19 protein-coding genes are annotated in these 22641 nt (G+C 63.0%); 11 read left to right on the top strand and 8 right to left on the bottom strand.

The window, feature by feature from the left end:
- The first annotated feature begins 51 nt into the window (after positions 1–51).
- From JF616_04715 to JF616_04700, 4 genes are all read left to right on the top strand, one after another.
- Entirely contained in the window at positions 52–1413 is a 1362-nt protein-coding gene (locus JF616_04715) for an AAA family ATPase (protein ID MBW8887043.1), read from the top strand.
- The gene (locus tag JF616_04710) at positions 1410–1643 is read left to right on the top strand and encodes a hypothetical protein (protein MBW8887042.1); all 234 of its coding nucleotides are present in this window, start codon (positions 1410–1412) and stop codon (positions 1641–1643) included. The genes JF616_04715 and JF616_04710 overlap by 4 nt, the downstream gene beginning before the upstream one ends.
- 19 nt (positions 1644–1662) lie before the next feature.
- Positions 1663–2289, top strand: a complete 627-nt coding sequence (locus tag JF616_04705; protein ID MBW8887041.1) for an FMN-binding negative transcriptional regulator — start codon at positions 1663–1665, stop codon at positions 2287–2289.
- Between the two features lie 149 nt (positions 2290–2438).
- Complete coding sequence (locus JF616_04700; GenBank protein MBW8887040.1) at positions 2439–4070, top strand: hypothetical protein; 1632 nt, start codon at positions 2439–2441, stop codon at positions 4068–4070.
- A 14-nt stretch (positions 4071–4084) separates the two neighbouring features.
- On the opposite strand, the gene rarD is transcribed toward JF616_04700, so the two are convergent.
- The 5 genes from rarD to JF616_04675 form a co-directional block, all read right to left on the bottom strand.
- Positions 4085–4981, bottom strand: a complete 897-nt coding sequence (rarD, locus tag JF616_04695) for an EamA family transporter RarD (GenBank protein MBW8887039.1) — start codon at positions 4979–4981, stop codon at positions 4085–4087.
- A gap of 10 nt (positions 4982–4991) precedes the next feature.
- Positions 4992–5444: a DoxX family protein gene (locus tag JF616_04690; protein MBW8887038.1), complete on the bottom strand. Its 453-nt coding sequence runs from the start codon at positions 5442–5444 to the stop codon at positions 4992–4994.
- Between the two features lie 123 nt (positions 5445–5567).
- On the bottom strand, positions 5568–9098 hold the full coding sequence (locus JF616_04685) for a hypothetical protein (protein ID MBW8887037.1): 3531 nt from the start codon (positions 9096–9098) through the stop codon (positions 5568–5570).
- 130 nt (positions 9099–9228) lie between these two features.
- Positions 9229–10215 carry an alpha-E domain-containing protein gene (locus JF616_04680; protein MBW8887036.1) on the bottom strand — a complete coding sequence of 329 codons (987 nt, stop codon included), beginning with the start codon at positions 10213–10215 and terminating at the stop codon, positions 9229–9231.
- Complete coding sequence (locus tag JF616_04675; GenBank protein ID MBW8887035.1) at positions 10209–11753, bottom strand: circularly permuted type 2 ATP-grasp protein; 1545 nt, start codon at positions 11751–11753, stop codon at positions 10209–10211. The genes JF616_04680 and JF616_04675 overlap by 7 nt, the downstream gene beginning before the upstream one ends.
- Before the next feature lie 531 nt (positions 11754–12284).
- Between JF616_04675 and JF616_04670 the strand changes: the two genes are divergently transcribed.
- The 7 genes from JF616_04670 to JF616_04640 are packed head-to-tail and all read left to right on the top strand — an operon-like array spanning position 12285 to position 19424.
- Positions 12285–13064 carry a DUF5020 domain-containing protein gene (locus JF616_04670; GenBank protein ID MBW8887034.1) on the top strand — a complete coding sequence of 260 codons (780 nt, stop codon included), beginning with the start codon at positions 12285–12287 and terminating at the stop codon, positions 13062–13064.
- 1 nt (position 13065) lies between these two features.
- Positions 13066–14613 carry an ATP-binding cassette domain-containing protein gene (locus tag JF616_04665; protein MBW8887033.1) on the top strand — a complete coding sequence of 516 codons (1548 nt, stop codon included), beginning with the start codon at positions 13066–13068 and terminating at the stop codon, positions 14611–14613.
- Positions 14610–15815, top strand: coding sequence for an ABC transporter permease (locus JF616_04660; GenBank protein ID MBW8887032.1), 1206 nt, complete (start codon positions 14610–14612; stop codon positions 15813–15815). The genes JF616_04665 and JF616_04660 overlap by 4 nt, the downstream gene beginning before the upstream one ends.
- Positions 15812–16744, top strand: coding sequence for an ABC transporter permease (locus JF616_04655; protein MBW8887031.1), 933 nt, complete (start codon positions 15812–15814; stop codon positions 16742–16744). The genes JF616_04660 and JF616_04655 overlap by 4 nt, the downstream gene beginning before the upstream one ends.
- 34 nt (positions 16745–16778) lie before the next feature.
- The gene (locus JF616_04650) at positions 16779–17858 is read left to right on the top strand and encodes a BMP family ABC transporter substrate-binding protein (protein ID MBW8887030.1); all 1080 of its coding nucleotides are present in this window, start codon (positions 16779–16781) and stop codon (positions 17856–17858) included.
- 19 nt (positions 17859–17877) lie between these two features.
- Positions 17878–18657 carry a cupin domain-containing protein gene (locus tag JF616_04645; protein MBW8887029.1) on the top strand — a complete coding sequence of 260 codons (780 nt, stop codon included), beginning with the start codon at positions 17878–17880 and terminating at the stop codon, positions 18655–18657.
- A gap of 41 nt (positions 18658–18698) precedes the next feature.
- Positions 18699–19424, top strand: coding sequence for a cysteine hydrolase (locus tag JF616_04640; protein ID MBW8887028.1), 726 nt, complete (start codon positions 18699–18701; stop codon positions 19422–19424).
- A gap of 15 nt (positions 19425–19439) precedes the next feature.
- Here the strand turns inward: JF616_04640 and JF616_04635 are convergent, their stop codons facing one another.
- From JF616_04635 to JF616_04625, 3 genes are all read right to left on the bottom strand, one after another.
- Positions 19440–20300, bottom strand: a complete 861-nt coding sequence (locus JF616_04635) for a hypothetical protein (GenBank protein ID MBW8887027.1) — start codon at positions 20298–20300, stop codon at positions 19440–19442.
- 201 nt (positions 20301–20501) lie between these two features.
- Positions 20502–21860 carry a hypothetical protein gene (locus JF616_04630; GenBank protein ID MBW8887026.1) on the bottom strand — a complete coding sequence of 453 codons (1359 nt, stop codon included), beginning with the start codon at positions 21858–21860 and terminating at the stop codon, positions 20502–20504.
- A 21-nt stretch (positions 21861–21881) separates the two neighbouring features.
- Entirely contained in the window at positions 21882–22565 is a 684-nt protein-coding gene (locus tag JF616_04625) for a DUF3105 domain-containing protein (protein ID MBW8887025.1), read from the bottom strand.
- Between the last annotated feature and the right edge of the window lie 76 nt (positions 22566–22641).

Raw genomic sequence — 22641 nt, 5'->3', positions numbered from 1 at the left:
TTCCGCGGAAACGACCGCGTCTCACCCTATCCGCAGCCCGCATCCACGACCATGAACCCCGGCGATGACATCGAATGGAACGATGGTTTCCAGGAAGCCAAGGAATGGATCGAGTCCGGATGCAAATGCCTGTTCGTCACCGGTAAGGCGGGCACCGGCAAATCCACCTTGTTGCAGCATCTTAAGCGCACCGTCCTGTCAAAGGCCGTGGTGCTCGCGCCCACGGGGGTGGCCGCCGTCCACGTAGGCGGGCAGACCATCCACTCCTTCTTCCGCTTCCCGCCCCACGTGCTTTTCCCCGAAGCCGTGGCGCGCCTGGGCGGCGGCAAGATCTACGCCAAGCTCACCACCGTCATCATCGACGAGATCTCGATGGTGCGCGCCGACATCATCGACGCCATCGATCTCTTCCTGCGGAACCATGGGCCCGAGGGGCATGCGCCTTTCGGCGGCGTGCAGATGATCTTCTTCGGCGACCTCCATCAGTTGCCGCCGGTGGTTTCGCCGCACGAGGGCGAGGCCTTCCATTCCCTGTACGAAAGCCCGTGGTTCTTCAAGGCCAGGGTATTCTCCCGGTTACCCTTCGATCGCGTGGACCTGCGCAAGGTCTACCGCCAAAAGGAGCAGACCTTCCTGGCCCTCTTGAACGCCATCCGCACCGGCGAAGCCGAAGAGGAGGACCTGGAACGACTGAACGCGCGGACCGTCGCCCCGGAAAAGCCCGTGTCCATGAGGCTCGACGCTTTCGACGATACCGGCCCCGACGACGGCGACGCCCTGCCCGTCATCACCCTCACTTCCACCAATGCCGCCGCCGATCGCGTGAATCATCGCATGCTGGACGGCCTACCGACCCATCTGGCCCTTTACAATGCGCAGGTGCAAGGCGCCTTCGATCCCAAGTCGTTTCCCACCGACGAGCCCTTGGCCCTCAAGGTCGGGGCGCAGGTCATGATGCTCAAGAACCACGCCCAAGGCTGGTGGGTGAACGGAACCTTAGGCAGCGTGGCCGGCATGGAAGCCGACGCCATCTGGGTGGACGTGCCGAGCCTGGGCGGCCGCGGCGGCAACCAGGATCCCATGGCGGGGCCGCTGGGCGCTATGCGCGTGGAACGGGCGACCTGGGAAAGCGTGCGTTACGCGCCCGATCCCGCCACCGGGCGGCCGGTGCCCAAGCCCGTGGGCCGCTTCACCCAATTCCCCCTGAAGCTGGCGTGGGCCATGACCATCCATAAGAGCCAGGGCAAAACCTTCGATCGCGTGGTGATCGATCTGGGCTCGGGCGCCTTCGCCCATGGGCAATCCTACGTGGCACTGAGCCGCTGCCGCACCTTGGACGGCATCACCCTGCGGCGACCCCTGTCGGGCCGGGACCTGCTTCTGGATCCCGAAGTGAAGGAGTTCCTGGCGTGAATCCGGAAGTTCGCGGCGCGAACCCGGGGACTCGTGGGGCGAGCCCGGGCGCTCGTGGCGCGAGCGCCTTGCGCAAGCTGGCCGGCTGGGTGGTGGTTTTGCTTTTCGCATGGCTCATGAGCAAATGGGTGTACCGGCATACCAACGAGCAGAATTGCCGGGCCCGCGGGGGCGTATGGGATGCCGGGGCGGATACCTGCGCGCATCCTTCGAAGGCGCGGGCGCGCTGAGGGTATTACTTTTGGGTCCATGTACAACCCAAGCGCCTTTACGGAATCCGATCCCGTTGTCCTGTTAGAGTTCATCGACCGGAATCCATTCGCGACGGTGGTGACCGCTTCGGAGAACGAGCCGAAGGTGTCCCATATCCCCATGTATTACGCCGAGACCGACGGAAAACGTTTCCTGGTCGGGCATTTCGCGAGGGCGAATGATCATTGGCGGAACCTGAATGGGAAAACCACCGCCATCTTCCACGGCCCGCACGCGTATATCTCTTCGAAATGGTATGCTACGGAAAATACGGTTCCTACCTGGAATTACGTTACCGTCCATGCTTCCGGCCGATTATCCGTAGTCGATGAAAAGGAGCTCCATTCCATCATCGATTTGATGATCCGAAGGCATGAAGGCGATATCCGGTCGTTCCAGGCCGGCCTGAGCGAAGAGGCGAGAGGGCATTTGGAAAAGCAGATCGTGGGCGTGAAAATGGAGATCGAAACTCTCGAAGGGAAGTGGAAGGTAAGCCAGAACAAGAGCCTGGAGATCCAGCGGAAGATCATCGGGAAGCTGACCGAGGCCGGGGACTGGAACTCCGCCCAGGTGGCCATGATCATGGCGAAGAGAATGGCGGGGAATGGAAATCCTGGTACCTGAACGGCGATTCATCCGAATGCCGTGGGATAATGGCCGCGCCGTGATCCGCGGGGAGCGGAACCGGCGTATATTGGTTAACATAGCGTTTCGGTTGATTTACGCGATGCGATTCCGGCGCCCGAACGGGTCCATGGGATAAGGGGTTCCACATGCGGTTCCTGGGAATAGTCGTCGGCGTTATCGCGGCATGCATTGGCATGAGCCTGCCTATGAACGGCGGGCTCGCCTGGCGCGCCCCGGTTCCCGGTCTCCGCCAGCAGGTATCCGGACAGTTGGTTTTCTCGAGCGCGCTGGAACTGAACGACGGAGGATTCGTCGTGGCGGGGAATGATAAATCCTCGCAATACTTGGTCCGATTGGATTCCGCGGGTCGCTATCTGTGGAAAGCTTCCAGCGCCCTCGCCGTGAGTTACCCGTTCGTCCCCGAGGGGTTGTGGGAAACCCCCGACGGCTTGGTGAATTTATGGATTGATTACGCCCAGAATCCGACAGGACAGGATGAACTGGAAATGCTCGCCTCCCGGTATGACATGCAAGGGCGGGTGACGGCGTCGCTGTCATCCGGTCGGGGCAATTTAGACAATTGGGATCGCACGGCCAATGGGGACTTCCTTTATACGAAATCCGTCAAGAGCGCCGGCGACTCGATCAATTGGGTCGCGGGAAGGATTGGATTCTCCGGGGATTCCAATTGGACGTTTGATCCCGGACGCCTGTCGCGCTGCGGAATCTACGCGCTGTCCGGGGGAAACTCCATCGTCGTAGGCCGCCGCGACCGCCTATTTTACTCTCCGACAGATTACGGGGACACTCTGGAACTGTTCAAGCTTGACAGCCGCGGGAAGCGGGTTTGGGCTACGGAAATCCTGCCCGGGAATTATCCGGAGTTGCACTCGCTTTACGAAACGGACTGGTATGCGACGGCGGAGTCCCCATCGGGAAACCTCTTGATCGCGGGCACTACCTACTCTGTCGTGAATGGGTTCACAAGGGGAGGCGTGGCTGTCATGGCCGTCAGCAAGGATGGCAAGTTCTTGGGCATGCGGACCCAGCTCACTGAACCGCTTGGGATAGCCGACGATAGGCACGGCAAGGCGCTTGTAGACGGAATCACGGCGACGGGTGACGGGTTCCGGTTGAAATTGAACGGGGAGCAATCGCAAGGATTATTGGACGTGACCGCGAGCGGCGAGTTTACGGGAGGATGGATCCGGACACCCACCGTTTTCGCGGACACGCATTTCGTAACATCGGAACCGCGGTGTTTCGCCTATAAGGCGCCGTCATTCATCGGGGTCGGGAATATGCAGGATCTCTGGTTCTCATTGGGAGGAAAACCGAATGTCTTATTCCCGGGGGGATACGGTTATCCCGTCCTCCTGGTTTCCGACCAAACCCAATGGAGAGCCATTCCGCTGATTGATCTAGGTGACACGCTGATGGTCTCATTGACGGGAGAGGTAAACAAAGAAGGGCCGTTCTACTCCATCACTTCCGCCCCAACGGTTTCCTTCCTGCTTCCGACCCGGGACGGCGGCGCTTTGATCGGTGGAAACCTGTGGATCCAAAACGGACAGGATACCACCTTGCTCGCGGCCGCGAAATTGGCGCCTGGATTCGAGGTCGGCCTACGGCCTGTGGGCGCAAAAATCAGGCCCACGCCGCGATTCCCGGAATTCGGGTTCGATGCCCTGGGGCGCCATCGGCAACACCCCGTCCACCAGCATTTCGGACCGATCAGGCTATTCCAAAGGAACCTTGGAAGGGACCAAGAAAAGTAGTCGGATCGCCGGATTCACCGCTCGGCCCGGACCCGGCTCCTCGCGATCGCGTCCCACACGTATAACGCCAACGCCGCCCAGATCAGCCCGAACGCGATCCCATGCATGCGCGTGAAAGGCTCGCCGAAGGCCAGCACCGCCATCGCCAATTGGATGGTGGGGCTCAAGTACTGGTAGAAACCCAAGGTGGACAGGGGCAAGCGCCGCGCCGCCGCGTTGAAGAAGAAGAGCGGCGCCAGGGTGATGGCCCCCGCGCCCACCAGAAGCGCGGTAGTCCCAAGATCGGCGCCGAAGGCGGGCGTCGATCCGGTTCGCGCATGCCAGGCCAGATAGCCTGCCGCCAAGGGCGTAAGCCAGAGCGTCTCCGCGCTCAGGCCCAACATGGAATCGACGGGCAGGCGTTTCTTCACGAAACCGTAGCAAGCGAAACTGAGGGCCAGGCCCAAAGCCACGCAAGGCGGGCCCGACTGCCGCAAACCCAGGCTTAAGACTCCCGCCGCGGCCAATCCCACCGCCAGGATTTGTAGTCGCGTCAACCGCTCGCGCAACAAGAACACGCCCATGGCCACGCTCATGAGCGGGTTGATGTAATAACCGAGGCTGGCCTGGACCAGTTCGCCGCGGTACACCGCGAAGATATAAATGGACCAGTTGGCGCCGATGAGGAGGGCGCTCAGGAGGAGGGTCAGGAGTTTACGCCCATCCTTGGCGAGTGCGAATAAATCGGGTAGGCGGCGCAAGGCGGCCAGAAGGAGCAGGGTGGTGGCCGCCGACCACAGCACCCGATGGGAAAGCACCTCGCCCAAGGGCAAGGCATGCATGGCCCGCCAGTACAATGGGAGCAGGCCCCACAGGGTATAGGCGGCGACGGCGAACCAGACGCCGCCGCGGGAACCGCGGGGAAGGTTCATCCGGGAAAGATCAGTCCAGCTTCTTGAGGCGGGAAGCCACCCAGGCATCCAACGCCACCTTGCCCGGTCCGGCGATCAGGAGCCAGAAGAGCAGGGCCATGTAGAGGAATTCCGGGAAGCCGATCAGATCCGAGAAGCCGTGGAGATCGTCCTTCTTGGCGGTGGCGATGGCGACGAACATGATGACCATGAGGGGGATGGAAGCGAGCCGGGTGAAGAGGCCGAGCAGTAAGGCCAGGCCGCCGGCGAATTCGGTGGTCGCGACCAGGTGGGCCTGGAAGGACGGGGCGGGGAGCCCCAAGCTGGTGAAGAAGCCGATGACCTTGTCGATATGATGGAGCTTGCCCCAGCCCGATTCCACGAAGACCCAGCCTACGATGATGCGCGCCGCCAACGGGGGAAGCCAGGCGAAGGCGCCGAGCAGGGAACGGATGCGGTTGATGAGTTGCGCCAGTGCGGTCATGCGGTCTCCTTGCGGAATGGTGGGATAAGTTAACAACTCGGTCGGCGGCGGCCGGAGATTGTTACACCCTAGATCCGCGATGCATGACGGCTGGCCCGGGCTAAGGGATAAATCGGGCCGCGATCACAAAGCGGGATCGATACCCAAGGTCCCCTGCAAACCCGCCAGGTAAGCGGGGCGCGCGGCGGACTTGAGGTTCTTTTCCGCCAGCGCCAGGCGGCGGGAGAGTCCCAATCGCGTAGCCGCGGGCCGATTGCCCTCGCCGGCCAGGAAGGCCTTGAGGTAATCGCGATGGCGGGCCCAGAGGGCCTGATCCTTCTCTTGCTGGCGCGCTAGGCGGGCGCGGTACCAGGGCGATTTCAGCATGGACTCAGGCGTAAACATGCGGCGGAATTCCGGGCTGGCCAGGGTGAGGCCTTCCCAGGAGCCCTTGGCCATCATGTGCAAGAGGCCCTTGAGCGGCGGGCAAGCGCTCTCCACGCTGTCGTCTTCGAAGTAATACTGCGCGGCCGCGCGTTGGGCCTCGACGATGTTCTCCACGCCGTCGGCGAAATCCCGTGCGTCCTGCTTCTCGGGCTCGAGCATGTCGGCGGGGAAGACCGCCAGCGGGTCGGAGAAGATCCGGCCCAGGAAGGCGTGCACGAAACGGCCGTTGATGCGCCAACCCAGGCGTCCGGCGGGAATCACCTTGCCGCGCCGTTTGATGTCTTCCACGCGGGAGAGGCGCCCGGAGGCGATTAGGCGCTGCGCGTCGCGCTCGTGCGGGCTCATGCGGCACCAGAGCTCGGGGATGAGCAAGCTCAAATCGTGATCGACGCGATACTTCGATCCGATATGGCCGGCGGGGGTGGAGAAGACTTGGAGTCCCGTAAGGATGAAGGAGACCAGGGCGGCGTTGAGATCGGCGGTGGGCCAGAGGGCGTTGAAGGGGCCCTTGGTGAGGGCGCCTTCGGAGCCCGCGCCGGTGGTCGACGGCGACTTGCCGGTGGGGCTGGCCACGAAGTCCATGAAGGCCTCGGGCAGCTCTTGGAAATGCAGGGGATTGTAGACGGCCAAGGGCTTGATGCCGGCGGCCCGGTCGGGCGGATTGTTGCGCCGGCCGATGAGCACGGCCTCCACGGGCGAGGCCACGGGGGCGTCGGCGGGGAGCTTCCGCTTCAGGCGCTGGCCCATCTGGGCCACGAACACCGAGAAGGAGTCCACCAGGTCGGGACGGTTTTGGAGGTAGCGCACATTGGCGTTGGGCTTCCCGTCGGTGATGCGCGGGCGCGAGGTGGAAACGAAATAGCCGGTTTCGCGTTGGGCCGCTGCCTCGATCACCTTGCGGCCGGCCGGCGTAAAGCTGCCCATGGTAATGGCGTCTTCCATCATCCGCTTGGCCTCGGCGACGGGCAGGGGTTCGTAGTTGGAGAAGAAGTTGTTGCACTCGGCGAAGTCGCGCTCCGCCTGGCGGTCCAGGCCGGGCACCACCGCGTCGTCGGGCCGCTGGAAAAGGCGGTACTCGCAGTTCTGGACGTACTTGCGCGAGACGGGCGGCGCGGCGCCTTCCTCCAGTCCGGCTTCGGCGGCGGCGCCTTTCAGAAGGGCCTCGGCCTCGGATTCGCCCGGGGTCGACGCAAGGGAAGGGGCGAGGTCGGCGGACAGGACGGCCGAAACCGTGATATCGTCCTCGGCCTGGAGCTTGTAGGCGGGGACGAAATCGGTACGCAGGCGGAACACGCGCCAATTCCCGTTCTCGTCGATCCCCACCTTCAGATAGCTGGACACCAGGCGGCGATGCTCATAGGCGAGTTCATGCCCGGGGCGGCCGTCCACCATGTCCACGGAAAAATGGCTGCGGATGTCCTCTCCCCATTCCTGGCGGTAGAAACGCTTGATGGCGAAGACGAGGGAACGCACCTGCGGGGGAATGCCGCGCAACCAGCGGTTGTAGGCGTCGGTGTATTCCGGCGACGGCGTCAATAGGCGGACCACCGACCCTAGGGATCGGGTGGGCGCGAGGACGGGCCGCTTCGGGTCCAGCTTGCGTTTGGGATCGACCTTGAAGCGATCGGCATAATCGCGGTAGAGGATCTTTTCCGCGGCCGCGAAATCCTTTTCGAAATCGTTGATGTAGAAAGCGCGGTACAGGATGGACTCGGCGATGGACTTGGAGATCTCGCTCTTGCCCCCGCCCGAGACCGTACAGGGTTTATGGCATAGCAAGCCCTCGGCCACCGTCCCGATCAGGCGCCAGCTGGGCGCATCCGGATGCTTTTCCATGCGCACCTTGTATCCGCTCGGGTACAGGTAGGAATGATCGGGCAAGAGGCGCAAGTTCTTGGGCTTGCCGTCCTTCTTCCAGGTGACGGTCTGATCGAGCAAGGAAATCTCCGCGTCCTCGGGCAGGTAGATCACCTTGGGGAAGCGGTTGTCGATGCCGTAGCCGTCCGGCTGTTCGGCCATGCAGTCGCCCATCAGTTTCTTGACGCCCTTGAAGGAATAGCCTTTCTGGCGGATGAAGGCGGCGTTGTGCAGGGTGAAGTCCCCCAGGCTGTAGCTGGGGAAGATGAGGGCCCCGCCCGCGTGCTCCTCTTCGCTGACGCCCGTCAGGTTGCAGGCGAAGCCCATCTGGGTCTTCACCTCCTTCTTGCAATAGCCGAAGTAATTGTCCGCGATGAGGGTGAAGATGACGCCTTCGCCCGAGGTGATGGTGGCCTTGAAGGCTTTGCCTTCGTTGTAGCGCTCCTCGGGATCGCTCCAGCACATCCCGTCCTTCTTCTGTTTCGGCGTCGCTTCGGAGACGTGGGGGAGCCCCAGGTCCTTCTTGCGCAGGCGGGGCAGATGCGGGGCCAGGATCACGCAACCGGTGACGCCGCAGAAATGCTCGGCGTCAAGGCCCGCGTCGTTCTCGGGCAGGTAAGGATCGCCGGCGTTGCCGAAGATGGATTCCACGAAATCGAGGTTGGAGACCAGGCTCCCGGGCGCGAAGAAACGGATCTCCATGTCGCGATAGGGCTTGAGGCCCGGCACTTCCGGGCTCACCAGGGGGCGGATGAAGAGCGAGGTGAAGACCCGGGCGGAGCGCTTGAGCCCGGAGGTGAAGGGCAGCTCGAGCAGATCGTCCGGCGGATTGAGGGCGGCGTGCAACAGGCCGGCGAAGGCGGCCTTGGGGACCGCCTTCTTGTCGGCCGGGATGGGCAGCCCGCCTTCACAGACGTGGAAGGTGCCTTTGGTGGTGCGTTTGTCGGTGGCGGGATTGTGCAGTACGCCCTGGGCGGTGCGATAGCTTTTCACGAATTCGGATTCGAAATGATCGCCTTCGGCGGGCAGCGAGAGGGTGCGCGCGAGGCCGTGGAAGTCCATGTGCAGGGCCCGCAGGGGCAGGGACAGATCGCCCGGCGGTTCGATGTCCGCGAAGAAGCGGTTCAGGAAACCTTGCAGGCGCGCGTCCAGCGGGCAGAGAGGCTGCGGGAAGGCCCGGAACTTCTCCTGGATCTTGCGGATCAGGTCGGCCGTGTGGGCCATGAAGTCCGGTCCATGCCCGTTGGCGGGGACCTCCAGCCCGGTGGCCATCATCTTAAGCCGGATCACCGGCAGGACTTGGCTCTGGTCCGGGGCCACCGAGGCTCCCGCTTCGAATCCCAGGCGCGTGCGTGTATGATTCCCGTTCATTCTATCTCCGTCCCGTTTCGCTGGAAAAAGCTAATCGGTTAGTGCCCGGCAGGCGCGTTCCGGTTTGACCGGCGGCATTTCAGAGGCGACCCCAACCGTCCGGAGGCGGGGCCGGTGAGGAGGCCTCTGGTTACGCTTGCGCCTGGGCCGGCTGGCGGGCCGGCGTATCCAGGGCGAAAAAGGTCCCGAAGATGGTTTCGCCCGCCGCGTTCAGCCCGGTCTGCAGTTCGTCCAGGAATTCGTGCAGGCCCTTGGCGATCACCTCGTCCACGTGGGTATATGCCAACTTGGCGCGAAGTCGGCTGATCTGCTTCTCCGCCTGGTTCCGGTAGCTCCCCATGGGCGTTCCCGATACCGCGAGCAGGCATTCCTCCGCGCGTTCCAGGCAATGCAGCACCGCGCGCGGGAAATCCCGGTCGAGCAGCAGGAAGTCGACCACCTTGCCGGGCAGGATGCGTCCATGGCGGCGGCGGAACATCTCGTAGCCGCTGACCGAATGCAAGAGTGCGGCCCAGAGCAAATCGTCCACCACCGATCCCACGTCCGCGGGGGTGGGCAGCAGGATGAAGTATTTTACGTCCAGGATGCGCGAGGTCTGATCGGCCCGCTCCAGGCAGCGGCCCAGCTTGAGGAAATGCCATTCTTCGCCGCGCGACATGGTGGATTCGAGGATGCCCTCGAAGAGATAGCTGGCGGTGCGGATCTCGCTGAAGAAATCGTGGAGCGACTCGGCGGCGCGGCGACGGGCTTCGCTGGAGGACAGGTAATGGTAGAACTTGTTCAAATGCTCCCAGGCTTCCAGGGGCAGGGAACCGCGCACCTGGCGGGCGTTCTCCCGCGCCTTGGCGATGCAGGAGACGATGGAGTTGGGATACTCGAGGTCGAAGGCCAGGAAGCGCATCACCGCTTCGCCCGCGCCTTTCCCCAGGTTGCCGTACTTCTCCTGGAACAGGGTATGATCGCCGGCGGCGGCCACCAGCGGGAGCCATTGCTCGCTGGGGGTATGCGGGTTATCGAGGGACGCTTGCAGGCTCACGTCCACGTAACGGGCCACGTTCTCGGCCCTCTCGATGTAACGGGCCATCCAGTAGACCGAATCGGCGACGCGGCTCAGCATGCGGCCTTCTCCTTGGAGCGCAGGTCGGGCGTGGGGATGCCCATCGTTTGCGACATCGAGACGCCGTTCGATTGGGCCATCGATTGCGACATCGATGCGCCTTGGGAAATGGGCAGCACCCAGGTATCCTTGCTTCCGCCGCCCTGGGAACTGTTCACCACCAGCGATCCCTTCTTGAGGGCCACGCGCGTGAGGCCGCCGGGCATGACGTAGATGTCGCGGCCGTAAAGCACGAAGGGACGGAGGTCCACATGGCGGCCCTCGCATGAGTCGCCCACCATGACGGGCGAACGCGAGAGGGACAAGGTTCGTTGCGCGATGAAGTTGCGCGGATTCTCCACGATGCGCGCGGCCCAATCTGACAGCACCGCCTTGGAAGAATGCGGCCCGATCAAGACGCCGTACCCGCCCGAATCGTTGGCGGTCTTGATCACCAATTCATGCATGTGCTCCAATACGTATTTCATTTCCTCCGGCACCCAGCACATGTAGGTTTCCACGTTGGGGAGGAGGATCTCCTCGCCCAAGTAGTAACGGATGATTTTCGGGACGTAGGCGTAGATGACCTTGTCATCGGCGACGCCGGTGCCGGGAGCGTTGGCGAGGCCCAGCTTGCCGTTCCGGTAGACTTCCATCAGGCCGGGCACGCCCAGCAGGGAGTCCGGGCGGAACGCCTTCGGGTCGAGGAAATCGTCGTCGATGCGGCGGTAGAGAACGTCCACGCGCTTATAGCCGCGGGTGGTGCGCATCCACAGCAATCCGTCGCGCACCGCCAGGTCGGCCCCGGTCACCAACTCGACGCCCATCTGCTGGGCCAGGAAGGAATGCTCGAAGTAGGCAGAGTTGTAAACGCCGGGAGTCAGGATGGCCACGCAGGGCGATTCCTCCCCGCGCGGGGCCACGAACTGGAGCATATCCAGGAGGCGGCTGGGATAATCCTCCACCGGCCGCGGATTGATGGAAGCGAAGATTTGCGGGAAGGTCCGCTTCATCACCTGCCGATTGCCGATGACGTAGGATACGCCGGAAGGGCAGCGGATATTGTCTTCCAGGACGTAGAGCTTGCCGTCGCCGTCCTTCACCAGATCGGTGCCGGTGATATGGCACCAGATGCCCCAGGGGGGATTGAGGCCCTGGCATTCCTTGCGGTAGCCCTTGGCCGAACGGATGAGATCGAGCGGCACCACCCCGTCCTTGACGATGCGCTGATCGTGGTAGATGTCGTCGAGAAAAAGGTTGAGGGCATGGATGCGTTGGCGCAAGCCTTTTTCGATGAAGGCCCATTCGCCGCCGTCGAGGATGCGCGGCAGGACGTCGAAGGGAAAGATTCGTTCCAACCCGGATTGGCTGTTATACACGTTGAAGGTGATGCCCAGATCCAGGAAAGCCTTTTCGGCCGCCGTCTGGCGGCGGGCCAGTTCCCCGTCCGGCATGGATTCCAAGGTGCGCACCAGCATGTCGGACGAGGGACGGGCCCGGCCGGGGGCCGAGAACATCTCGTCGTAGAAGGCTCCGGGGTCGTATCCGTTTAGTCGCATATGCCTCCTCCGGCTTCGGCCGAACCGGCAGGTCCGCGCCTTTGCGCGCTTCGCCCCGCGGATTCCGATTCCGGATAATCCCTTACAGCAATTCCCACTCCATAACGATCGGGAGGGTGAGGACCTGGAAACCGGCGAAACGGAGGGATTAGCGGTTGACACTTGCTGACATTGCCGGCATTTGTCGGGGTTTGGTTAGGGACGGCCGGAGGTTCGCCCGCGTCGAGCCCGGGCGGGATCCCGATCCGGCCCGATAGAGGATCCGGGATCGCAACTTGCACGCTACCGTACCCTACCGGTTACCTTGGGTGGCGTATGGCTTCCGTCCCGGCGGATTTTCCTCCGGGAAAGATTCCCCTTCCCTGACAAAAGCGGGCATCGTCGCGTTTTTGTCGGATTGTGTTGCCGGATTGCGCGGCATCCCGGGCCATTTCCCCGGCTTCCGTCCTGACAATCCGCGTACTGCGCGCCATTTCGCGCCATGGCATGGAACTCGCGTATTGCGGAAATGCAAACAAGGAGTTTCCCAACATGCCCACTCGTCCTTCCCTGCTTGCCCTCGCCGCCCTCGCCCTGCCCGCCTGCTTGCCTTCGGCCGCGCACGCTGCCGCCTGGAGCAGCACCAACGTGGAATACCTGTACGGTTGGAATTGGGATCCCAAGTTGGGCGACGAGGCCCGCGGCGTCATCACCTTGGAGCATGCGAGCGGCTTCGCTTACGGCGACAATTTCTTCTTCCTCGACATTACCCATCCCAACGGACGGAATGCGACTCCGGAGCTTTTGTACGGCCAATGGGATCCCCGCTTCAGCCTCGGGAAAATCTCCAACGCCAAAATGGAGTTCGGACCCGTGAGCGATGTGCTGGTGACCGGGGAGCTGGGATACGGGGCCGGGCCCTTCAGCGGCGATTACCAGCGGGAATACAATTACGGCCTCGGCTTCGACATCAAGATGCCGGGCTTCGCCTACTTCGCGATCAATTTCTGGGTGCATGATACGCCCTACCACGACGGCGCCACCTATCAGATCAGCCCGTATTGGGGGGCGCCTTTCCACATCGGGCCGGTCGGCTTCCTGGCCGAAGGGTTCCTCGACTTCGTGGGCCCCGAAGGGAAGGCGGGCGTAGATGCGGGCCGCGCCGACATGTACCTCATCACCCAGCCGCGCTTCCTGCTCGACGTGGGCAGCCTATGGAAGAAAGAGGGCAACCTCTTCGCCGGCACCGAGGTCGACATCCGGTGGCATGAATTCGGGATCAAGAACGTGAGCGAGTTCGTCCCCCAAGCCATGGTGAAGTGGGTGTTCTGAGATGGATATCGCGCTGCGCGGCATCACCAAGCGTTTCGGCCCGGTGCTGGCCAACGAAGCGGTGGACCTCGACATCCTGGGGGGCCAGGTGCTGGCCTTGCTGGGGGAGAACGGCGCGGGCAAAAGCACCTTGATGAAAATCCTGTACGGCTTCTACAAGGCCGATGCGGGCGGCATCGCCATCGATGGGCTTCCGGTTGCTTTCGGCTCGCCGAAGGAAGCCATGGCGGCGGGCATCGGCATGGTCTTCCAGCAGTTCAGCCTTATCCCGGCGCTCTCGGTGCGCGAGAACCTGATGCTGGCCTGGCCCAAGGCCCCGTGGTTCCTGCGCCGGGGCTCGCGCGCCTGGGACGGGATGCTGGAGCGCCTGGCCGCCATGGCTCCCGACCTCGACCCCGAACGCCGCGTGCGCGATCTGGCCGTGGGCGAACGCCAGTTGGTGGAGCTGGTCAAGGTCCTCAATCTGGAGGCGCGCCTCGTGATCCTGGACGAACCCACTTCGGTCCTCACCCCAACCGAAACCCGTCGTCTATGGGAACAGGTGCGCCTCCTCGCTACGGCCGGGCATGCGGTCGTTTTCATCACCCACAAGTTCGAAGACGTGGAGGCTTGCGCCGATCGCGTGGCGGTCATGCGCCATGGCCGCCTGGTCGACAACGTTTCCGCCGCGGGGGCTTCGGTCAACGATCTGGTCTCCCTCATGATGGGGCAGGGCGGATTCCGCGAAGCCAGCCCGGTGCCAGCCCCTAAGCCCGCGGCCCCGTGGCTGTGGATCAAGGGCCTTTCCGCCCGCGAAGGATCGTCCCGCATCCAGGACATCGATCTCAAGCTGATCCCCGGCGAGATCGTCGGCATCGCGGGCGTAGCCGGTAACGGCCAATACCTGTTGGCCGAGACCTTGGCCGGGAGGCATGCGCCGGATTCCGGCGAAGTGTTGCTGGACGGGGAGCCCATGACGCGCGAGAGCGGCTTCGAGCCGGACGATGAGCGGGTCGCCTATATACCCGAACAGCCCGCGGTCAACGGCATCGCCGGCGATCTGGACCTCTCGGTCAATTTGGCTCTGAAGCAATTGCGCAAGCTGCCTTTCTTTCCCGATTGGAAGGCCCTGCGGACCTCGGCCTCGGATCTGATCCGGCGTTTCGATGTGCGTCCGACCGATCCTTCCCGCTCCGCCGGCGACCTCTCCGGCGGCAATATCCAAAAGCTGGTTATCGCCCGCGAGCTCTCGGGCAAGCCCGCCTTCATCGTCGCCTGCTATCCCACCATGGGATTGGACTTGTCCGCCGCGAAAGCCGTATATGAGGCGCTCTTCCGCCACGCGGCCGAAGGCGCGTGCGTGATCTGGATATCGGAGGACTTGGATGATCTGCTCGCTTACGCCCATCGCATCGCGGTCCTCTCCCGCGGGCGCATCGCCGGGGTCTTGCCCGTGGCGGCGGCCGATCGCGAGCGCGTGGGCCTCCTGATGGCCGGGCACGGAGGCGAAGGGGATTGGACCCTGGCGCGCGCCCGGGCCGCCGCCGAAACCGCGCGGGCGGCCGCATGATCATCCCGACCTTCCCCACGGGAGCCGCCGCCGCGCCCGTTCCGGTTCCTTCCGGCGCGGCTCCTTCCGGAGGCCCGATCCCCGGGGCCTCCGGGCCTTTCCCACGGGGCTCCCGCGCCGTTTCCGCGCCGGCGCCCTGGATCTCCGTAAAGCGCCCGCCGCCCGCCCCGTTGCCTACGCCCTTCGATCGATGGCGCGCGTCGGCGGGCTTCTCGGTGGCCGCCGCGGCCCTGGGATTCTTCGTCCTCGGATCGATTTTCTTCCTGATGGTGGGGCAGCCGCCCTTGGCCACCTTCGCGGCCATGATCCAAGGCGCCTTCGGCGACGGCTACTCCCTGTCCGAAACCCTGGTCAAGGTGTCGCCCATCCTCCTCTGCGCGATGGCCGCTTCCTTGCCCGCCCGCCTCGGGCTAATCACGGTGGGAGGCGAAGGCCAGTTCTACATGGGAGCGATGGCGGGCACGGGAGTCGTGCTGGCCTTCCCGGGCGCGCCGGCTTGGGCCTTGATGCCGGGCATGTTCCTGGCCGCCGGACTGGGCGGAGCCTTTTGGGGCTTGATCCCCGCTTTCCTCAAGGCGCGGCTGAAGGTGAACGAAACCATCACCACCCTGCTGCTCAATTACGTGGCTTCCCTGTTGGTGGATTTCCTGGTGTACGGGCCATGGAAGGATCCGAATAATCTCGGCTGGCCGGCCACGGTGTCTTTTCCCAAGGCCGCCAAGCTTTCCGGTTTCTTCGGGACCCGGGCCCATATCGGAATCGTGATCGGCGTAGCGGCGGCTCTCCTTTTGCATTTGCTTACGGCCCGCACCCGTTGGGGCATGTCCCTGCGCCTCTTGCGCAGTAACCGTAAGGTGGCCGAAGGCATCGGCCTAAGCTTCGGGCGGCAGGCGATCCTGGTGGTTTGCCTGGGAGGAATGCTGGGCGGCATCGCCGGGATCTGCGAGACCTCGGCCATCCAGGGCCGTTTGCAATCGGGCATCTCCAACGGCATGGGTTTCACGGGCTTCCTGGCGGCCTGGATGGCGGGCCAGGATTTCCTGCGCATCCTACCGCTTTCGCTTTTGCTCGGGGGCCTGTTGGCCAGCGCGGATAGCTTGCAGATGATCGCGGGGCTGCCTTCTTCGGCGTCCCTGGTATTGCAGGGATTGTTGTTCGCCTGCGTGCTGGCGGCCGGGCGCCTGCGGAAAGGCAAGGCATGATGTCCGGCTTCGATGCGGCCGCGGGGAACTTCCTGGTTTCCGCTCTGCGCAGTTCCACGCCTTTGCTATGGGTTTTGCTCGGCGAAATCATTACTCAACGGGTCGCCATCGTGAACCTGGGGGTCGAAGGCCAAATGCTGGTAGGCGCCTTGTCCGGCTTCGCCGCTACCCTGGCGACAGGCAATCCATGGTTGGGCCTGGCGGCGGGAGTGGCGGCGGGCATGTTGCTGTCCACGGTGCATGCCGGCCTCACGGTGGGGCTGAAGGCCAATCCCTTCGCGAGCGGGTTGGCGGTGTGGATGCTGGGCTTCGGCCTTAGCGCCTTCTATGGGGTCCCTATGGTGGGCCAGAAGATCAACGGCTTCGCTCCGCTGCCCTTGGGCTTCCTCTCCGGGGTTCCCGTGCTCGGACCCTTGGCCTCCCAGCTCACGCCCACGGTGGTCTTGGCATTAGTGGCCTCGCCCTTGGCGGGTTGGTGGCTGTACCGTACCAAGACCGGACTGGCCTGGCGCGCGGTGGGCGAATCCCTGGTTTCGGCCCGCACGCTGGGGCTCAAGACTTCCCTCGTGCAGGTCTCGGGGATCCTGGCGGGCGGCGCCTTTTCCGGCTTCGGCGGCGCGGCGCTTTCCGTGGACTATACGCGCAACTGGGTGGAAGGGATGACCGCGGGCCGCGGCCTGGTAGCGGTGGGGCTGGTGATCGTAGCGCGCTGGAACCCTTTTCTGGCGGTGCCGGCGGCCCTGCTCTTCGGCGGCGCGGAGGCGTTGACGCTACGCATGCAAACCTCCGGCGTCCCCATCTCCTCGCATCTCTTGCACACCTTGCCCTACCTCGCTTCGCTGGCGGTGCTGGTCCTCAGCAGCCGCTCCGCCAACAAGGAAGGCGGCATGCCCTTAGGGCTAAGCGCCGTCTTCAGCCAATCACGATAACCGCCAACGACAACCGAGTACGAAAGGATCCGACATGGCCATCCGAGCCGCCCTCAGCCTCTTGAAGCGCTCCACCCTCCTCGCCGCCGCCCTGGGGACCGCCGCCGCGGGCGCCGCCGAGGTCAAGGTCGGCTACATCTACGTGGGGCCCAAGAGCGATTACGGCTACAACTACGCCATGGACCAGGGCCGCATGTGGGTGGAGAAGAACGTGCCCGGCGTGAAGACGATGAGCTTCGAGAACGTGCCGGAGAACGCCGAAGTCGAGCGCGTGATGGAACGCATGATCAAGAGCGGATGCACCATCATTTTCCCGACCAGCTACGGATACCTCGACCCCGCGCTTAACGTCGCCAAGAAATACCCCAAGGTCATCTTCGAGCATGCGGGCGGATTCAAGACCGCGCCCAATCTGGGTACCTTCTTCGCGGGGATTGATGACGCCATGTACCTGGCGGGCATGACCGCGGGCGGGATGACCAAGACCCATAAGCTCGGCTTCCTGGCAGCCCATCCCATCCCGCAGGTGCTGCGCAACATCAACGCCTTCACGCGCGGGGCCCAGGCCGTGGATCCCCTGGCGACCACCACCGTGATCTGGACCGGCACCTGGTCCGATCCGGGCAAGGAGGCGGAGGCCGCCAACTCCCTGGTGGACGCGGGCGCCGACGTGCTGACCGGCCACGTGGATAGCCCGATCACCTACACGCAAGCCGCCGAGAAGCGCGGGGTCATGGTCGTCGGCTACCATGCGGACGCGTCGAAGTTCGCGCCCAAGGGTTGGCTGGTGGGCGCGGCCTGGAACTGGGGGCCCATGATGGGTCGCATCATCAAGTCCGTCGGGGACGGCACCTGGAAGCCCGAGCATATCCGCGGCGACCTCAAGGCCGGCGATGCGGAACTCACCGCCTTCGGTCCGTCGGTCCCGCCGAAGGTGAAGGAAATGGTTTTGGCCAAGGAGAAGGAATTCAAGGCGGGCGCCGCGCAATTATGGACCGGGCCCATCGTGAAGCAGGACGGGGCCGAAGCCGCGCCCAAGGGGGGCATGCTGGCCATGGCGAGCTTGGAGAGCATGGATTTCCTCGTGAAGGGCGTGGTCGGGACGGTTAAGTAAAGCTAAGCGGGGAGGGAAGATGGGAAGCGATATCGGAACCTTGGCGAAACCGGGCCCCGTTCGGGGCAAGGCCCGTATCCACCTGAACGCGGCCCACATCTGGGATCCGGCGACCTGGATGTCTCCCAGGCCGGGCATCAAGGTGCGCGAGTTGTACGGTGCGGACGACGGATACCGCATCAGCCTGGTTCGCTACGCTTCCGGGGCGCGCGTGCCCCGTCATCTCCACACCGGCGACGAGCATGCATACGTGCTGGAAGGCTCCGTGCATGACGAAGCGGGCGAATTCCCCGTGGGCTCTTACCTGATGCGGCCGCAAGGCACGCGGCATGAGATGTGGAGCGAGCGCGGCGCCTTGGTACTCTCGCATCGACTCGGGCCCATCCGTTTTCTGGGCGGGTGGCGGCCCGGCCCGCCCCCGGCATCCGAGGGCGCGCCAGCGGGGGCCAAAAGCGTATCCTTCCCGGCCGATCGCCTGCCCACGGCCATCAATGCCGCCGTCGACTCGCCCGAATGGGAACTCCTGAGGCCGGGCGTGCGCGTCCTGTCCCTGTTCGAAGGCCCGCCCGGCAATTATAAATCGGCCCTGCTGCGTTACCTGCCCGGCAAGGGAATCCCCACCCACATCCACATGGGCGATGAGCACATCTACATCCTGGCCGGCACCCAGGAGGATGATTCGGGATCGTACGGCGCGGGAACCTACGTGCACAATCCCACCGGCACCACCCATCGCGTGTGGAGCGAAGAGGGCTGCCTGGCGCTGATCCATTGGCGGGCGCCGGTGCATTTCATTTAAATGCTCCGCGTTTCATCGCGGCGGGCGGAGGAGGAAGTTCGATGAAAGGATTCAAGGTGATCGCCGAGCCATACCCCTGGCCCTTCGACGGCGAAGTAGAGCCGCGCCGGTCGGCCTTGATCGTGATCGACATGCAGGTCGACTTCTGCGGCCCGGGGGGCTATGTCGATTCCATGGGCTACGATATCGGGCTGACGCGCGCGGCCATCGGGCCCATCCAGCGCGTCCTGGCGGCCGCGCGCCGGGTCCCGGGAATGATGATCATCCATACGCGCGAAGGCCATCGGCCCGAGCTGGTCGATCTTCCGGCCAACAAGAGCTGGCGCAGCCGTCGGGTCTGCCCGGGCATCGGCGAACCGGGGCCGCAGGGCCGCATCCTGGTGCGCGGCGAACCGGGCTGGGAAATCATCCCGGAGCTGAAGCCGGCCGCCGGCGAAGTGATGGTGGACAAACCCGGCAAGGGCAGCTTCTACGCCACCGATCTGGAGCATATCCTGAGGACCAAGGGAGTCACCCATCTGATCCTCTGCGGGATCACCACAGACGTCTGCGTGCATACCACCATGCGCGAGGCCAACGATCGAGGCTTCGAATGCTGTATGATCACCGACGGGACGGCCGCCACGGACAAGCGCAACCATGAGGCGGCCATCAGCATGATCGGCATGCAGGGGGGTATCTTCGGCGCTACGGTAACTTCGGAGGATCTGGTCGCCGCGCTGGAGCCGCTGGCCTTGGGTTCCATCCCGGGGAAGGTGAAGGTCTAGACCGGCACTCCCGCGCTATTTCCCGACCGTTACGCTCCGGGAGATGCTGTATTGGGGAGAAGCGAAATCGATAACATACGCGCCCGATGCGGTATGCGTTTGCCAAGGTATGCCGGCATTGATCTCCGCAAAGCGGACGAGACCGCCGTCCGCCGAATACATCCGGACTTGACCGGCCAGTTCCGACCTGATGGATATGGCCCCTGGCTCTCCAGAGCAGGAAAAGAAATTCCGTTCCGAAGCGCCAGCCCTCGGGCGGATCCTTATGCCCGTATTTTTCGTACCGGATGTCAGCACCATCAGGTTGTTGAGGGCGAAATACGCGATGCGTCCATATTCCTTCGTTTCGAAGTTGTACGTGGGGGTGGATCCGGTTTGGTACTTGACGAGAATGGCCGGGAAACTACCTAATTTCGTGGTAATCGTCCCATCCGCGATTACCTTCCCGTCCTGCGACTGCGCAGTCCCATTGTAGGTATAACTGCTGCTCCATGTCTTCCCGACCGAATGAGGCAGCCCCATGGAAATGAACGGGCTATACACGTTCGTGGAGGTGCCCGCTATTTCGCCAAGGTATTGCAAATCGCCATTCTGTTCCCGGTAATATTGGGTTCCCGAGAAGGCGGCTAAGGTCATGCCCGCGTAATCGATCGCGATAGTCGCCGAAGGGAATTTGGCGACGTTACTTACGCTATAAATTTTGGTGTAATTGTAATACCAACTCCCCGTGAACGTAGCGAAATCCCATCGTTTTCCGGTTCCTTCGGAAAGATCGAGCCCGGTCGACTGGAAGGGTCCTTCGGTATAGTTGTAGGTATGCCCTGGTATGTAGCCCATGTCCTGGCTTTCGATCGTCAACGCATAAGCGCCGCTCATCGAAGAGATCCCCAGGGTCCCGATTACCAGCGAAGACAACCACCCCCTCAAGGGCGTATCGCATTTTCCCGGCGCCATTTGCCTCCCGCTGCGCGAATAAACGACGCTCGCCGCTATTCCTGGATGCTGATAATCGTAATAAATGTCCCGCCCGTACTCGAACTGGTTATTTCATTCTACCGTCGATTAGGCCGCCGTCCTTTACGGGGCCTTGATGCCCGCTTCTTCCAGGATCACCTTGCAACCGGAGGTGACCAGGGAAAAGCGTCCCCGCTCGCCCTTCTCGATTCGCACGCCGCAATCTTTCTCCTCCAGCTTATCCATCAGGCGGTAGAACCGGATCTCGAAGTTCGAATTCTTCTGCCCGAGGTTGATCTCGAAGTCCCGCTTGAAGTCGCGGTATTCGAAAACCGTACGGCCCTCGCGGGCATGGGAGACGAGGATGCTCCTGAGAATTTTCGCGGGGATCCCCTTGGTGAGGTATTCCCCGTTCACGGCGATGCTTTCATCTTCGGGATGATAAGCGAAGACCGCCTTTTTCTCGAGGCTTCGGATCAATTGCTCGTGCCTGCGGACCACTTCGGGAGGGAAAAGCTCGTCTTCCTCCACGGTGTCGCGCAGCATATGCTTGAGTAGCTTGCGTTCTTCGGGCGTGTTTTTCCGGTGCTTGATGACGGTTATATAGGCTGGGGCCTCGTACGCGCATCCCTTGTAGATGACGCGGCGCTTGCGGACCGGGCAATCGACGTCCCGCAAGGCGATCAGGACGGGCCAATCAGGGACGTTCAGCTTGCGGTACTCGAACCCGCCCCGGTCCAGGAATGCGTGGTATCGATCGGGGACCGCGAGCAGTTCGCCGTTCCGGCGCAGGCCATCCTGGTCTCGCGAGAAATCCCCCGACCAAAGTACGTCTTCGATGCGCTGGCAATCGGCCAGGAACGAGAGATCCTCGAACTCCGGTAGGTCCATCATTTTCGGGAAGGCCCGGATCTGCTCGCCCACGATGAAGTCGAAGTTGAATACGTAGAACTTCTTGAAGGACTTGTGCCCGATGAACATCATGTAGGAGTACATCCATTCGCCGTCCACGACCTTCTTGATGCGGCGGTGGATAGTGCCCTCGACGTAATTCTCCGTATAGATCGTGACCATGTGCAGGACGGTCTCGCGCGGATCGAACCGATCGAAGAATTTGTCCATCACGGGATAGAACCAGGAAAGCAGGATCTTGCCGGGCATATAGGTCGCCCGGTTGTTGCGGTGAAGCATTTTGCGGAAGAAGGCGATGGCGTCGTAGCCGTGGTCGATGAGGAACTTTTCCATGGGATGGATGGAACCGTAGTTCCAGTCCATCGGGATGAGCCCTTTTTCGTTCCAAAGCAGATTGAAGAACTCGACGCCTTCGATTTTGCGGCCCCCCTTCACCATGGGAAGGGCCGCGAAGAATTCGAAGATTTCCTCCTGCTTGAGTTCGGCCAACATGGTGGCATAGCAGCCGCGCCAGAAATCATGCCGGTTGAGGGTTTCTTCCTGGTTCGGTTCGAGATAGACGACCGGCATGTTCGGGGATTCCGGAGGGGCTTAAGGCTTAAGGTTTTTGCCGTCGGGACGGACGTTCTCGGGAAGACCCGGCCAGAAGGATGCATGCCAGGTCCGGGCCGCCTTGCGGGCGGGCGTCCGCGGGGCTTTCAATGCCAAAGGGCCATTGCACCATCCGGTGCCGGTGAAATCCGTACCGAAGCCGCAGATGTCTTCCGGCGCTTGCGCGTAATGGGCCTTCAGGAATCCCGCGAAGGCGGTCGAATCGAAACAGTCCGATTCCAGGCTCCAATCCCAAGCCACCGCCGCGTATCGCGTCGTGATCAGGGTATCGGCGCTTATGACGATGCGATGCTTGTACTTGGTGCCGGCGCAGACGGTGTCGTTCGGGAAGGCGTCCGCGATGGCCTGAAGGCGGCCGTAGTCGACCCCGCAATCGGGATCGAGGCGGCAATTGATCAGGAAAATGACCGAGCCGTGCTCGGCGGAGTGCAACCAGTATCCGGTATTGACGACGAAGCGATAGGTGCCGGGGTTGGCCCAGATGCCGTCGAAATGGCGGCCTGAAGTGGGCGGATACTGAGCGTACGATAGTTCGGTGCATTCCGCGACGTGGGGGCCGCCTTGGTCGGCGAATTGCCGGGATTCGGGGGCATGGCAGGTCTGCGCGGCGGCAGTGCCGGCGAAGGCGAGGATCAAAGCGAAAGGCAAGTACATCGGGGTCATAGCTTTAAGATGCTTTTTCGGGGGCGGAAATCCCACCGCCCTTTCGCGGCCCGCGGGATATTAGTTTTCCTCCGCG

Source organism: Fibrobacterota bacterium, assembly GCA_019509785.1.
Lineage (GTDB): Bacteria > Fibrobacterota > Fibrobacteria > UBA11236 > UBA11236 > Chersky-265.
This window is presented reverse-complemented; position numbering and strand designations above follow the sequence as displayed.